The following is a 14,684-nucleotide window of genomic DNA, read 5'->3' on the forward strand; positions in this document are numbered from 1 at the left end:
CACCCGGCCCGCCGCCTCGCCGCAGCCCGCCGCCGAGACGACGGGTCAGACCGCGGGGGTACCCGCAGGTGGGCGGATGGGATAACCCGCCTGCGTGCCCACGATGGCGGCCATGGCGCGCTGGCCGGCGGGCAGGGGATGGCCGCGGAGGTTCCCGCCGGACAGGCCGATGGGAAAGATCCACGGTTCCTTCGTGCACAGCTCATGGCCGGCGAGCGCGCCGGCGACCGATACGTAGGTCGCGCCGGCCGCGGTGGCTGCGGCGCGCAGCTGGCCGTCGAGATAGTCCTCGACCTGGTTCAGATGGAGGATCTCGGTAGCGGAGAGCCAGCGGCAGCCGGCGATCTGCGTGCCGGGCCGCGGAACGATCCGGGGATAGCCGACGACGATGACGCGGGCCTCAGGCGCGGCCTGCCTGATAGCGGGGACGACCTCCTGCCGGATCCGGGTGGCGACAGCATCGATCTGAGGCGCCTCATCCGCGGGATGGCGCACGCAGGCGATCAGGAAACAGGCCGCGAGCGTGCGGCTGAATCCGAGATCGTTCCCGCCGATCGTCACGCTTACCACGCCGACCGGGGTCTTGCTGTTGATGGCCGCGAGCCGGGTGACCTGCGGCGTCGCGTCGATGGAGCCTGGATGCTGCCCGCGTTTGAGGACGTCGTCGATGACTGCTCCCGAGCAGGCCAGGTGGCCGTTCGCGGCGATCTGGCCGGAAACCTCGACGCCCAGCAGGCGTGGCCAGGCCTGCTGGCTGCGGTGACAGGGATCCTTCAGGGTCGCCGTGCCGGAATCGAACGGCGGGTTGCCCTCGCCCGAGGAATAGGAGTCGCCCAGCGCCACATAGGTCGTGCGGGGATGCGTGCCGGTCGCCCACAACGCGACCCGGCCGGGAGCGTAGAGAACGAGATTGCCGTCGTTCTGCAGCTCCATCCAGGCGCCGCGATGGCCCTGCGTGCCGCTGGCCCAAAGCGGGCGGCGGCCGGGCGCGTAGAGGACAAGGTTTCCGTCCGGCTGCATCTCGAGCGATGAACCGTCGGTTCCGTTCGTTTCCGTCGACCATCTGGCGACATGGCCGCGGCCATACAGAACGGCATTCCCGTCGTCCTGCATCGTCAGCGACCAAACACCGTCCGGGGATCGCAGGCTCTGGCCGGCCAGCAGCGTTGTGCCGCCGGGCGCCTGGGTGCTGGTGGCCGGAACCGTGGATGCGGGCACCGCGGATTCGGCCAGCTCCACGATCCCGGTCTGCGCCGCGCTCGCTACGGGGGCCGCGGCGACCGACAGGTAGCTGAACACCAGCGCGAGCGCGAGGGCGAGGACGAGGACGAGGGCGTATCGACTGTGCCGTGCGCGCCGATACGTCGACTTCTTCGTCAACTGCCCTCCTGGAAGCCCGCAAAGCGGCGGATCAGGACGTCGGAGAATTGACTTTAAGGGCGGCCGTCCGAACTGTCAAGAAAGAGCACTTTGTTCGGTTTTCTGGTCGCGATCGGGTATCCCCGAGCATCCCCAGCAGGGGGGAACGCGTGCGTAGCCGTGATTTCTGGCACCGGAGGAGGCCTCGACGGCGGGTGTGCGCGCGGCGCTCGCCGACCAGCCGGCCTGCCCGTCAGGCCCGCTGTGTGCGGAGTTCGGCCGTCCACATCTGGTTTGCGTGACTGTGGGATCCTGTTCGGGTGACGGGCGGGGGCGATGGTCGCGCTCTCGACGTCTTCGTGTCCTGCGCCGAGGACGGGCTCGGCTGGGCCGAGTGGATCACCACAACCCTGGTGGACGCCGGCTACCGGGTGCGGTTCGGCGCGTGGGACGCCGTGCCGGGCACCCACCGTGTCTCCTGGCTGGACGGGGTGATCCGGCAGGCGCGGCAGACGATCGCCGTCGTCTCGGACGGCTATCTGGCGTCACCCACGGCGCCGGCGGAGTGGGGTGCGGCCTGGTCGCCGCGGGTGCTCGACGGGGAACGCCGGCTGCTCGTCGCCCGAGTCACGGACCGGCCGATCCCCGGGCTGCTGGGGCAGCTCGCCCCGATCGACCTGGCCGGCCGCGGCGAACTGGCCGCGCGGGCGGCCCTGTTCAGCGCGCTGCTCGGCGAACCCCGCCGGCCGGAGACGGCGCGCGACGGCGGCACGTTCGCCTCCGGTGCCCGCCCGGAAACCGCCGGACGCGAACGTGCCGGTGGGACGGTGTTTCCGGGGGAGCTGCCGGCCGTGTGGAACGTGCCGCGGCCGGCCGCGCCGTTCGTCGGGCGGACGGGGGCGCTGACACGCCTCGGCGACGCGATGGGCTCGGCCCCGCTGGTCGCCGTGACGGGCCTGGCCGGGATCGGAAAGACGAGCCTGGCCGTCGAGTACGTCCGGGCGCGACGGGCGGACTTCGACGCGGTGTGGTGGGTGCCGGCGGGGCGCCCGGAGCTGGTGGGGGAGCGGGTGCGCGGCCTCGCGCCCGCGCTGGGCCTGCCGGCGCACGCGGAACCGGCGGCCGTGCTGGCCCGCCTCGACGCCGCCGACGGGCGCTGGCTGCTGGTCCTCGACGACGCGGCCGGTCCCGCGGAGCTGCCCGGCTGGCTGCGGCCGTCGTCCGGCGCAGGCCGGGTGCTGGTGACCTCACGCGCCGACGACTGGACCGGGCTCGGGGCGGCCTGGCGCGCAGGCCTGGACGGGGACGGTGCGCCGGCCACCGTGGTGCCGCTCGGGCCGATGGAACGGGCGGAGTCGGTGGCCCTGCTCGTCAACCGGCTGCCTGCGGTCGACCGGACGGCCGCCGGGCGGATCGCGGCCCAGCTCGGCGATCATCCCCTGGCACTCGACCAGGCGGCCCATCGCATCGACCGCGCCCGTGCCCCCGCCGAGACCTACCTCGCGGCTCTGGTCGAACGGCCGCTCGTCGTCCTCGGCCAGGGCGAGGTGCCCGGCCGACCCGGCGTCACGGCGGCCACGTTGTGGACCGAGCCGATCCGCCGCCTCGCCGCCGACGCACCCGCCGCCGGCGAGCTGCTACGCCTCGCCGCGCACGGCGACAGCACCGTCCCGCTGCCGCTGCGCCTGCTCACCGCCGATCCCGACGCGATCCCCACCGCCGAGCTGCGCGCCGCCGCCCGCGACCCGTTCGACCTGGCCGACACCGTCGCCGAGGTGGAACGCGCCGGCCTCGCCCACCGCGACGGCTCCGCGCTGGGCATGCACGTCCTGGTCCGCTCCGCCGTCCGCGCCGACACCAGCCCCGAGCACGCCGACCAGCTCGTCGACGCCCTCGGCCGCCTGCTGCACACCGCCCTGCCCGAGCGGATCACCGCCACCCCCGACGCCTGGCCCGCCTGGCGCGAACTCCTCCCCCACGCCCTCGCCACCCTCGACGCCACCCCACCGGACGCCGACACCCCCCACACCGCCTGGCTCGCCGAACACGCCGCCGCCTACCTCACCGAACACGGCCACGCCGCCACCGCCGAACCCCTCGCCGCCCGCGCCGCCACCGCCCACGAACGACTCCACGGCCCCGACCACCCCACCACGCTCGCAGCCCGCGAAACGCACATCCGTGCCGCCCTGAACGCCGACCACCTGTCCGTCGCCGGCCCGCTGGCCGAACGCAACGCCGCCGATCGCGGACGAGTGCTCGGCCCCGACCACCCCGACACCCTCACCAGCCGCGAGACGCTGGCGTGGGCCTATCAGCGAGCGGGCTACCTCGACCATGCGGACGAGACCCTCCAGCGCAACCTGGCCGACCGCACACGCATCCTCGGCCCTGACCATCCAGCCAGCCTGGAATCCCGCCACGACCTCGGCGTCATCCGTGCTGACGCCGGCCGGACCCGCGAGGCCGCGGACATCCTCCGGCCGACCCTCCTCGCCCGCGACCGCGTCCTCGGTCCCGACCACCCCGGAACGCTGGACACCCGCCACAATCTCGCCGTCACCTACGGGCGGCTCGGCTCCACCGGCGACGCCCTCGCCCAGGCCGAACCCACCCTCGCCGCCCGCGACCGCGTCCTCGGCCCCGACCACCCCGACACCCTCGACAGCCGCCACCAGCTCGGCCTCACCTACTACCAGGCCGGACGCTTCCCTGACGCAACCCACGAACTCACCCGCGCCCACACCGACCGCGCCCAGGTCCTCGGCCCCGACCATCCCCGGACCCTCGAGTCTGTGCACGCACTCGCCAGGACCCATCTCAAGGCCGGACGACCTGTGGACGCCGCGCCGCTCTTCGAGCGCGCGTTCGCCGGACGCGAGCGCCTGCACGGCCCCGACCACCTCGCGACGACGCGGAGCCGCGAGCGCCTTGTGGAGGCGTACCTCGCTGCTGGCCGCCCAGGAGAGGCCGCACCGCATCTCGAGCGAATCCTCGACCAGCGCGAACGCCTCCTCGGCCCGGCGCATCCGCGCGCCATGGGTGCCCGCGACGATCTTGCCGCGCTGTACCGGGCCACCGGCCAGTCGGAGGCCGCCTGCCACCACCTGGAACGTCAGCTCACCGTCCGCGACCGCACCCATGGCTCGGCCGACGCCCGTACGCTGCGCACGGCCACCTCCCTCGCCGAGGTGTACGGCCAGTCGGGACGACTACCCGAGGCCGTCACCCTTCAGGAACGTGTCCACGCCATCCACCGCCACACGCTGGGCCCGGAGCACCCCGACACCCGTGCCAGCCGGGGCACGCTGGCTGATACCTACCGCCAGGCAGGACGGCACGGCGATGCCGTGCCCCTCTACCGTGACGCCGCCAACGACGCGCTGCGCGAGCACGGCCCCTTCCACCCGGACACCATCCGCGCCCGTCGTACCCTCACCGAGGCGAGCCGGCAGGTTCCCGCCGAGCATCCGCAACGTTCCGAACAGCCATTTCTGACCGAAAGGCCGAAGATAGACGACGCTGGTCGCCAACGCCCCGGCCCCTAATCCATCGGTGTCCCGTCGAGTAGGACTTTGACGGCCTTCAGCGCCCGTCGCTGGAACCGTGGTCATCTGCTTCTGGGGAAGCCTCCGCGACGCCGGAGGAGCGGTCCAGGCGGTCAAGCTTGTCGAACAGCCGGGATCGGGCGTCGTCGGCACTGGTCGCCTCATCCAGAGCGCGTTCCCAGGCGCGTTGCCGCTCCTCACGTGCCCGCGCGTCGCGCGCATCGGCCTCGGCGTTCGCCTTGTCGCGGAACTCGCGCATCCTCTCATCGTGTTCGCGCTCATCCCACTCCAACTCGTGCTCTGCGGCCAAGCGGTTCATGACCTCGTTGGCATAGCGGGAATTCCAGGTGCGGCTGAACGAGCCGTCCCAGTCGACCGGGCGCAGCGGGGGGCGGCCGTCGTCGGTCGGCGGGTCGGACGGTCCCGCGGGACCGGTCGAGGAGGGGTCGGTCGGGGCGGCAGCGCGGTCGGCCGGGTCGCTCTCGGCGTGCTCGGGGCCGGGATCGGTCGGGGCATCGGACACGGTCATCCTCCTGTCACTGGCACCGCCGGTAATCATCCCACTGCGACAGGTTTGCGGTGGGCCGCTGCCCCCGCGTCGCAGTGCTCGCAGCACATGCGGCCTGGGAAGGAGGCGCCTGCCATGACGGACCTGGGCGGGGCGGGGCCGAGACGACGGGCTCGGGTGACAGTGGGTCAGCGGACGTCCGCCGTGGGTTCCGTAAGGTTGTGATCAGTCGCGCGGAGTGTGGAGAGAGGTGGATGGTAACTCGCAGCTTTGGGACGGCTGGGCCGTGTGTGCCGGGCCGGCATTTCATGATCCCGGCGTCCGAGCGGCTGCCCGAGGTGCCCGTCCTGGTAGCCAGGGAGAACTACTTCGTCCTGCACGCCCCGCGGCAGACCGGCAAGACGACAGCGTTGCAGGCCCTTGCCGCGGATCTGACCGCCGGCGGTCGCTACGCGGCGATCGTGCTGTCGATGGAGGCCGGGCGCCCCTGGCCGGATGACGTCGGTGCGGCCAGCCGGGCGATCCTCGGACGCGCCAGGCGCACCGCGCGGACCAACCTGCCGGCCGATCTGCGTCCCCCGCCATGGCCGGACAGCTGGGATGAGGTGCTCTTGTCCGATGCGTTCGCCGCCTGGGCCGAGGCCTGCCCGAAGCCGCTGGTGCTGTTCCTCGACGAGATTGACGCGCTGAGCGGGCGGACCCTGCTCAGCGTCCTCGGTCAACTGCGCGACGGCTATCGCGACCGGCCTTCCGGCTTTCCCTCGTCGATCGCCCTCTGCGGCCTTCGTGACGTCCGCGAATACAAGGTCGCCTCCGGCGGGGATCCGACCAGGCTCACCTCACCGAGCCCCTTCAACATCACGGTGACGTCTCTGCGGCTGAACGACTTCACTCTCGATGAGGTCCGCGCCCTCTACGGGCAGCACACCACCGATACCGGTCATGGCTGGCCCTGGCCCGTTTCGAGAACGGTCATCCTGCGCCGAGTATCGAGCCGTTCCTGCCGCGTGGTGCCGTCCGGGGCTCGGCTGTTGGGCGCATCGGTTCGGGGCGCTGCGTCAAACGGGCAGTCCGGCTTCCAGGTAGGCGAGTGCCTCGTCGACGAGGGCGGGCAGGTCCGCGTGAGGGTCGTCGGCCAGGGCGGGCAGCGTGGCGAGCATGGCGCCGATGGCGCTGCCGGCGATGGTGCGCACGGCGAGAGTGTCTTTCGGGCGCCCGGTGCGTTGTGCGATGGCGTCCGCGAGCAGGAGCGTGGCCTGGGAGATCTGGTCGAGCATGGCGGCGCGCAGGGCGGGCTCGGCGACGATGAGCGATGTGCGTTCCTGTATCGCCTGTCTCTGGTCGGGGGTGAGGGCGTCGAACTGGTGGCGGATCGCGGCCCGTATCGCCTGGACAGGTGAGAGGTCCGGGGGTTGGTGGTGGAATGCCTCGATGATCAGGGGATCGAGGTCGTCCTGGAGGACGACGCCCTCCTTGGTGGGGAAGTAGCGGAAGAACGTCGTCTCGGAGACTTCCGCGGCGTGGATGATCTGTTCGATGGTCGTGGCCTGGTAGCCCTGGTCGCGGAACAGCCGTAGGGCGTGGCTCTGGATGGCGGCCCGGGTCCTTGCCTTCTTGCGTTCTCGCAGTCCGGGTGTTGCCCGGTCAGTGCGCGACGGCATCGGCGGTCCCTTCCTCGGTCGGTTGGCCGGCTTCCGTTCTACGGGATCGACGGCCGGGAAGGACGGCCACGGCCATGACGGCGCCGAGCGTGGCGATCGCGGCCGACCCCAGCAACGCGGCGCTCATCCCGTCGACGAACGCCCCGCGGACTGCCCGGTGCAGTTCGGGCACGCCGGCCGTCGCGGCGGTGCCGTCGTAGAGGCTCCGGCGCGCACTCTCGGCCGCCGTCGCCGGCAGGCCGGCCCTGTCGAGTCGGGCGTGGTAGACGGCGACGAGGATGCTGCCTGTGATCGCTGTGCCGAGCGGGCCGCTGGTCTTGTTGAACGCCTGTACGACGGCGGATTCGGTGCCGCTGCGTTCGGCCGACAGCCTGGCCAGCGCCGCCGCGGTCGCCGCGGCGAGGGCCAGTCCGGTTCCCGCGCCGACGAGCACCGTCCAGCCAGCGGTGAACGCGGTGCTGGAGGTCGGGGTGGCGGTGGCTCCCAGGGCGAGACCAGCGGCCAGGACGACGAATCCCAGCGCGGTCGCCACCCGTGCGGTGACCGCCTCCGCCAGGCGGCTGGCAAGTCCGGCACCGGCGACCATACCGGCGATGAGGGGAAGCAGGCGCACGCCGCTGCCGAGGGTGTCGGTTCCCTGCACGCCCTGGAAGTACTGAGGCAACGTGAACAGCACACCGATCATCGCGAGGCCGGCGACCGCGGCCAGCGCCGACCCCCACAGGAACGGCCCAGGTTGCAGCAGCCGCGGGTCGATCAGCGGCTGGCCGGCGGGCAACCGACCGAGCCGGTGCTCCCACCAGACGAACCCGGCCACCACGACAGCTCCGAGGGCCATCGATCCCGCCGCGTCCGGCCTGCCCCAGCCGCGCTCCCCGGCGCGCACCAGACCGTAGATCACCATCGCGAGTCCCACCGCGGATGTGACCGTGCCGACCGGGTCGAGACCAGGGCGTTGGGTCGACCGCGACTCCGGGATCAGGACGAAGCCGATCAACGCGGCGAGCGCGACCACGGGCACGTTGAGCAGGAAGACCCAGCCCCACCAGAACCGCGACAGCATCCAGCCGCCGAGAATCGGGCCGAGCGGGAGGGCGACGAAGTTCGCCGCCTGGTAGATCCCCACGGCTTTCGGTCGTTCCCGCTCGTCGAACAGGACGACCAGCGCCGACAGGGCCATCACCGTGATACCGGCGCCGGCCAGGCCCTGGAGCAGCCGTCCCGCCAGGAACATCCCGATCGATGCGGCGTAGGCGCAGAGCACCGATCCCAGGCCGAACAGCGCCAGCGAGGCGAGCAGGACCGCACGCCGGCCGAACCGGTCACCCACAAGGCCCACGGGCAGGACCGCCGCGGCCAGCACGAGCAGGTAGCCGGAGGAGAACCAGAGCAGGTCGGACTGCGACGCGTCGAGCGCCGTCGCCAGCGTCGGCTGGGCCACCGACAGGACCGTGCCGTCCAGGCCGACGGCGAGCACGCTCAGGTTGACCGCCCCCAACGCCCACCACCGCCGTGTCCCCACCGCACCCATGTGACAGCTCCCAACTAACGGCGGTTACCTCCAAAAAATTGTAACCCCCACTTCTTCTAGGGTGTCCACTCGTACTCCAGACGGGCCGAGGGTTGGCTGTCCACGTTTGTAGACGTCGGGTAGTGTCTACGAACGTGGACAGATCTGATGCGCTGGGGAGGCAGACCTGACGGGAACCGTGGCGGTCAACATCGTGAACGCGCGGCAGCTCGGCACTGCGGTGCGGGCGGCCCGCAAGGAGCGTGGGCTGTCGCAGGAGGCCCTCGTCGCCCGGGCGGGCGTCTCCCGCGCCTGGCTGGCCCGCTTCGAGAACGGTCATCCCGCGGCGAGCATCGAGCCGGTCTTCCGTGTGCTTGGCGCCCTCGGTCTGAGCCTGGACCTGCGGGAACGCGCGATGTCCGACGGCGAGCGGCGTGTGCTCGACGCCCTCGCCGAGCGGGACAGGCGTCGATGACCACCAAGATTCTGCTGGTTGTCATGCAGGACGAGGTGGTCGGGCGCGTCACTCAGAGCTCCGAGTCGGCCGAACCGGAGTTCACCTACGAGCCCTCCTATCTCGCCACGGGCTCGGTGCCTCTCGGCGTGCGGATGGCGCTCGCCAGCAGCGCCTACCGAGGATCGGTTGTGCGAGCTTTTCTCGAAGGTGTGCTGCCGGAGGATCCGCGGACCCGTCAGCGCTGGGGCGGGCTCCTGGGCGTCGCCCCGGACGACACCCTGGCGATCCTGGCGCAGATGGGTTGGGACTGCCCCGGGGCCGTCCAGTTCTGCCTACCTGATGCGGTCGACGAGATGCGGTCGCGCGGGGGTGAGACGCGTCCAGTCAGCGATGAGGACATTGCCGGTCGTATCCGGGCCTTGCGTACCGAGGACGCCGCGTCGTGGACGCTGCCGGACGAGCACTGGTCGCTGCCCGGTCAGCAGTCGAAGTTCGCGCTCGCGAAGCTTCCGACCGGATGGTACGAGGCTCATGGCTCCGCGGCGACAACCCACGTCATCAAGCCCGGGATCGGGCGCCTCCATCATCAGGCGCTCGTCGAACACGCCACGATGCGGGCGGCGCGAGCACTTGGCCTTGACGTCGCCCACACCGAATTCACCTACTTCGGATCAGACGAGCCGGCGATCGTCATCGAGCGCTACGATCGCCTGGTTCTCGATGACCAGGCGGTGGTGCGCCTCCACCAGGAGGATTTCTGCTCGGCCAGTGGACGGCTGCCGACGAAGAAGTACGAGGCCCACGGCGGCCCAGGACTTCGGGACCTCGTTCGCATCGTTCAGCAGAACGCGCGTGATCGAGCCGCGGGAAGAGCGGCTCTCGGCGCCTTCGTCGCGTTCAACTACGTCGCCGGTGCGCCGGACGGCCACGCGAAGAACATCTCCCTTCTGCTGCTGCCCGAAGACATTCGCGTGGCGCCACTCTATGATCTCGCGACCAGCCTTCCCTACAGTGGCGACGCAGGACTGCGCGAGGTCGCCATCGGCATCGGGGGCCGGCGGAAGTTCGGCCAGGTCCTCGGCAAGCACTGGGACAAGGCGGCGGCCATCCTCGGTATCCCAACCGACGAGTACCGCGACACCGCCAGGGCGATGGCGGAGGCGTTCCCCGACGCGTTCTCGGACGCGCTGACCGCCGTGGGCACAGCGGAGGCGAACGACGTGCGACGCCGTTCCCTCGACCCGATCGCACGGCACACCGACCAGGTGAGAGAACGTCTCGACGACCCGATCGCACCCTCGCCACGGTAGTCAGCTAGTCTCTGCACCTCCCTTTGCCCAGCACCTTTGCCCAGAACGGATGATGGAGGAGCTTGCCCGTGGAGGATGGCAGTATCCGTCGACTGGTTGACGATGCGCCGGTTGCAACCTCCGCAACCGCCTACCCGCTGCCCGATGACATGGTCCTCTTCGTCGCCCGCGGCGACACAGGTGAGGCGGTCGCGACGTTTCGGCTGCCACGCGTGGCGGCGGAGAAGCTGGCGGACTCGACCCTTCCGGCTGCTCTGATCATTGGCGCGAGTGTCGCCGATGCCATCGCCGCCGACGCGTTCATCACCGGCCAGAACGACACCGCGGACTGACGTCGGCCGACTCCGGATTGACGTGCTGCTGGAGGACTTGTCGTGGCCCTCTTCAGAACCGGAGTTTTTCACAGCGCCGCTCTGGAGCGGCGAGCGGCGGAATGAGTCACTGTAGGTGACCACAGCCGGCTGAGAGCGAGGTGCGTTCGACCAGGCCCGGTGGGGTGAACGGCAGCAGGCAGCGGGAGCAGGCCAGCAGGCCGTCGTCGGCGCAGTCGCAGCCGCGCAGCACCGCCAGCGCGCCGGTGAGCAGCTCGCGGACGCGGCTGGGGCGGGCAAGGTCGGCGAGGTAGCCGGTGCCGCCGGGCACCCGGTCGTGCAGCAGCAGCGCGGTGCGGTCCTGGCCGTCGACGGGCAGGTGCACCTCGAGGACGTCGAGATGGTCGGGCGCGCCGCCGAGCAGTTCCCGCAGGCCCAGCAGCAGCGCCGCGCGGAACGACGGGCCGGCGAAGTGGTCGAGGGTGAACTGCGGCGGCAGCAGGATACGCACCCCCTGCGTGCGCAGCGTCCGCCCGAGGGCGACCTCCGCCCAGGGCACGTCGATGGCCGTCCTGTGCGGGCACCAGGCGCGGTGGCGCGCGCCCTGCACGTCGCGCACGCCTGGCTGGGCGGTCGGGACGACGCCGCAGCCGGGGCAGGTCACGAACAGCGGCGCCCGTACCTCCACGCCGGCGAGGAGGCGCTGCGCGCCCTGCTCGACGGTGCGGCCGACGTTCACCCAGCGAACCTCGAGCTGGCGGACGTACTCGGCGCCGAAACCATGGACGACCACTGTCGCCGGAGGGCGCCGCACGATTCGTTGGTGGCAGCGTTCTGGCAGTGTCACGGCGGTCCGTGTCGCGTAATCCGGGGCAAAGCGGGCAGGGGGCCGCGAGTTCGCGACACGGTGCCGCTGACCCCCGCATCTACTTCCCGCCGGCGGGAAGTGGGCCCGATAGGCGGCTTATGGGAAACGGTCGTCGCCGTCGATGATCACATGCTCGCGGAGACGGTCGCGGTCGCCGAGGGTGCGGGCGAAATCCTTGAGCCAGCCGGGGGGTGGGATGGTGTAGGGGCGCAGGCGGGTGGGGGTGCCGTCGTCGACGAGGAGGGCCTGGCCGGCGCGCAGGCGGGCGGTGCGGCGGCCGGCCAGCGCGTTGATGCGTTCGTCGAAGGACTCGCCGTAGCGGTGGGTGAGGACGACGCCGAACTCGTTGAGGATCTCGCGGCTGACGCGGCGCACGCCGGCCGCGGGCAGGGTGGCGATCACGAAGATGCCGGCGTCGGAGCCCTGCTGCAGCAGGGTGCCGAGCGGGACGGCGAGGCCGCTGGCCTTCCACGCGCCGGGGGCCTGGGCGATGCCGCGGGCGCGGTGCAGGCCGTGCAGGATGACGACGCGACTGTCCGCGACGAGGTCGACGGTGAGGTCGTCGTCGGCCGCCCGGGTCTCCGCGAGTTCGGCCAGTTCCTCGAGGTGGGCGAGGTGTGCGCCGCCGCCGAGGTGGCGCAGGCCGGGGAGCAGCACCGTCAGCTCGTCGTGCACCGTGGGGTACCGGTGGTCGGGCGGGGTGAAGTCGACGACGGAGACGGCGTCGGAGACGGTGTCGGCGCCGGGCGGGCCGCCGCGGCCGACGCCGGCGGCGGCGAGGGAGGTCAGGACGGCGACGATCACGCCGACGTTCTCGTCATCCTCGCCGATGACCAACAGGCCCCGCTGCGCCCGCGCCGCGAGCTCGACGGACACCGGCCCGGCCAGCCCCATCGGCTCCCCGAGCCACAGCCGCAACGCACGCGACGGCGACGCCGCCGACCCGCCCCCAGCCCCAGCCCCAGCGGTGGCCAGGCGGGTGAACTCGCCGTCGCGGGTGATGTCGCCGGGACGGTAGCCGTCATACACCTGCGGAACCCGGTTGGACGGCAGGTCGCGGGCCCGGTCGCGCAGCGCGTCGAGGGTGGCGACGCGCAGGGACTCGTCGTGGAAGGCGACCTGGAAGCGGCTGTCCCGGCCGACCTGGCCGAAGCTCGGGTTGTAGATCGCCTCGCCCTGGGGGCGCAGCTCGGTGGCGGCGGGGTTGTTCTCGGCGAGGATGCGGCGGCTGGTCTGGTCGTCGCAGCGCAGGGCGATGCGCACGGCCATCTGGCGCATCGAGTCGCCCATCCGGACGGGGCTGCTCGGTGTCTGCGAGGCGAGCAGCACGTGGATGCCGTAGGCGCGGCCCATCCGGGTGAGGGTCTCCAGGCATTCGGTGGCCCGGCGGGCGATGTCGTCGTCGGTGTCGAACAGGACGTGGTACTCGTCGATGACGAGCAGGATGCGGGCCAGCAGGGGATCGGCCTCGACGCCGGCCGCGGTCTGCTCGTCCTCGGCCTGGTAGACGGCGAGGGCGCGGGCTCGCCGGTAGGCGGCGAGGCTCACCACGGCGTACTTCTTGAACAGAGCCGCCCGGGTATCGATCTCGGTCAACAGGCGGTTGAGCGCCTCCAGGCCGAACTCCCGGTCGCTGTGGATGGACACCACCCGGGCGTGCGGCAGGGACCGGGTGGCGTACTCCGCGAACTCGACGCCCTGCTTCAGGTCGATGAGGTAGAGCTCCAGCTCCTTGGGGGAGTAGAGGACCGCCGCGGCCGAGATCATCGTGTGCAGCAGGGTCGACTTCCCGGAGCCGGTCATCCCGGCGACCATCACGTGGTGGCGGCCCCCCTCGCCCAGCCACATCGGCAGCACGTCGTCCAGGCTGTAGGTGCCCAGCGGAATGACCAGGCCCGCGGCCGCGTCGGCCTGCCACCAGGTGCCCGGGTCGCCGACGCGCACCGTGCGGGTGACGCCGGGGATCCCGCCGACCTCGGGGCGGGCGCCGGGCGGCACCAGCGACAGCAGCCAGTCGAGCGTGACGACGACCCGGTTCGCGTCGCGGGCGAGGTCCGCGACCCGTTCGACGATCGTGCGCAGCTGGGCGGACGCCTCCCAGGTCGGCTCCGGCGGACGCTCCAGCTCCAGGTCCCAGGCGCCGACGGCGGGCGGCGCGAACGCGGCCGGACCGGTACTCGCCCGTCCGCCGGCGTCGAGCGCCAGATGGTGCGGATGGTCCTCGCTGTCGCCGGTGAGCACGAGCACCGTGTAGATGCCGCAGTGCGGGCCGTTCGTCATCACCTGGTCAAGCCGGGTGAGGCTGTCCGGCGTGGTGAAACCGCGGGGGAAGTCGAAGATGATCAGAACGTGGTAGGGCTCGGGGCGGGCGTTGGACCGGTGGTTGTACTCGACGAGCGAGGTCAGCCGGTGCGGGCCGAGCAGGTCACGGTCGACGCGGCTGATCCGCCCGATCAGCTCGCCGAGCTTGTCCTCGACCGCCCGCGGGTCGATGAGCGGATCGTCCATCAACCGGACGTCGTCCGAGTTGAGCCCGGCGAGCGACCGCACCGATCTGCCCAGCGACAGCGGGTCGACGACGGACAGCCGCAGCTGGCCGGGCGGCACGCAGGCCAGCATCCGGCTGACCAGGCCCAGCACCGCGTCGGCATGCGCGGCGTTGCCGCGAGACGCGCGCACCACGAGGTTCGTCGTCGCGGGGAACGGGAACAGCGCGGGCACGCCGATCCGCTCCCCGTCGGCCCCGGCCAGCAGATGGGTGCCGAGCCGCAGGCCCTCGACAGGGTGGCCGACCGGCCTCCAGCCGCTCCAGTCCGCGCCGGCCGGCGGGCTGTACCCGTCGAGCTCGGCGGTGGCCGCCGCGATGGCCAGTGACAGCTGCGCCAGCGCGTGCTGCCAGGTCCGGGCCGCGGCCTCGACGGCCTCGTCGCGCACGTCCGACGCCTGCTGGACGGCGACCTTGCGACGCTGGTCGGCCCCGGCGTCCGCGCGGGCGATCAACGCGTCGGCGCGGCGGACCGCGGCGACCGCGACCGCGATCCACAGCCGCTTGCGCCGAAACGGCGAGCGGAGCCGGCTCACGGCCAGCGCCAGATCGTCGACGGCCGCCGTCAGCGGACTGCCTGCCGCGTCGCCGGCCCCGCCCTCGGCCG

At 72.0% G+C, this 14,684-nt stretch carries 10 protein-coding genes; 4 read left to right on the forward strand and 6 right to left on the reverse strand.

All coding sequences use genetic code 11. The features are described 5' to 3' along the window. Positions 1–45: 45 nt before the first annotated feature. Complete coding sequence (locus C1A33_RS08875; RefSeq protein ID WP_133150612.1) at positions 46–1,299, reverse strand: GDSL-type esterase/lipase family protein; 1,254 nt, start codon at positions 1,297–1,299, stop codon at positions 46–48. 380 nt (positions 1,300–1,679) lie between these two features. Between C1A33_RS08875 and C1A33_RS37380 the strand changes: the two genes are divergently transcribed. Further along, complete coding sequence (locus C1A33_RS37380) at positions 1,680–4,907, forward strand: tetratricopeptide repeat protein (RefSeq protein WP_101831043.1); 3,228 nt, start codon at positions 1,680–1,682, stop codon at positions 4,905–4,907. A gap of 37 nt (positions 4,908–4,944) precedes the next feature. Here the strand turns inward: C1A33_RS37380 and C1A33_RS08885 are convergent, their stop codons facing one another. The 3 genes from C1A33_RS08885 to C1A33_RS08900 all read right to left on the reverse strand — a co-directional run bounded on the left by C1A33_RS08885 (position 4,945) and on the right by C1A33_RS08900 (position 8,607). Then, a complete protein-coding gene (locus tag C1A33_RS08885) occupies positions 4,945–5,466 on the reverse strand; it encodes a hypothetical protein (RefSeq protein ID WP_133150613.1) in 522 nt (173 codons plus the stop codon). A 1,007-nt stretch (positions 5,467–6,473) separates the two neighbouring features. Then, positions 6,474–7,076 carry an acyl-CoA-like ligand-binding transcription factor gene (locus tag C1A33_RS08895; protein ID WP_101831045.1) on the reverse strand — a complete coding sequence of 201 codons (603 nt, stop codon included), beginning with the start codon at positions 7,074–7,076 and terminating at the stop codon, positions 6,474–6,476. Next, positions 7,060–8,607, reverse strand: a complete 1,548-nt coding sequence (locus tag C1A33_RS08900; RefSeq protein ID WP_101831046.1) for an MFS transporter — start codon at positions 8,605–8,607, stop codon at positions 7,060–7,062. Before C1A33_RS08900 ends, C1A33_RS08895 begins: the two co-directional genes overlap by 17 nt. A 178-nt stretch (positions 8,608–8,785) precedes the next feature. On the opposite strand from C1A33_RS08900, the gene C1A33_RS08905 reads away from it, so the two are divergent. From C1A33_RS08905 to C1A33_RS08915, 3 genes are all read left to right on the forward strand, one after another. Continuing rightward, on the forward strand, positions 8,786–9,061 hold the full coding sequence (locus tag C1A33_RS08905) for a helix-turn-helix domain-containing protein (protein WP_207770227.1): 276 nt from the start codon (positions 8,786–8,788) through the stop codon (positions 9,059–9,061). Beyond that, positions 9,058–10,353, forward strand: coding sequence for a type II toxin-antitoxin system HipA family toxin (locus tag C1A33_RS08910; RefSeq protein ID WP_101831048.1), 1,296 nt, complete (start codon positions 9,058–9,060; stop codon positions 10,351–10,353). The genes C1A33_RS08905 and C1A33_RS08910 overlap by 4 nt, the downstream gene beginning before the upstream one ends. 68 nt (positions 10,354–10,421) lie before the next feature. Beyond that, a complete protein-coding gene (locus tag C1A33_RS08915; protein WP_133150614.1) occupies positions 10,422–10,685 on the forward strand; it encodes a hypothetical protein in 264 nt (87 codons plus the stop codon). A 106-nt stretch (positions 10,686–10,791) separates the two neighbouring features. Here the strand turns inward: C1A33_RS08915 and C1A33_RS08920 are convergent, their stop codons facing one another. Together C1A33_RS08920 and C1A33_RS08925 are read right to left on the reverse strand one after the other, a co-directional pair. Beyond that, complete coding sequence (locus tag C1A33_RS08920) at positions 10,792–11,478, reverse strand: DUF1998 domain-containing protein (protein ID WP_243407338.1); 687 nt, start codon at positions 11,476–11,478, stop codon at positions 10,792–10,794. Between the two features lie 150 nt (positions 11,479–11,628). Further along, the coding region (locus C1A33_RS08925; protein WP_101831050.1) for an FtsK/SpoIIIE domain-containing protein at positions 11,629–14,684 on the reverse strand (3,056 nt) is incomplete at its 5' end.

It is taken from the genome of Frankia canadensis, assembly GCF_900197875.1.
Classification (GTDB): Bacteria; Actinomycetota; Actinomycetes; order Frankiales; family Frankiaceae; genus Frankia; species Frankia canadensis.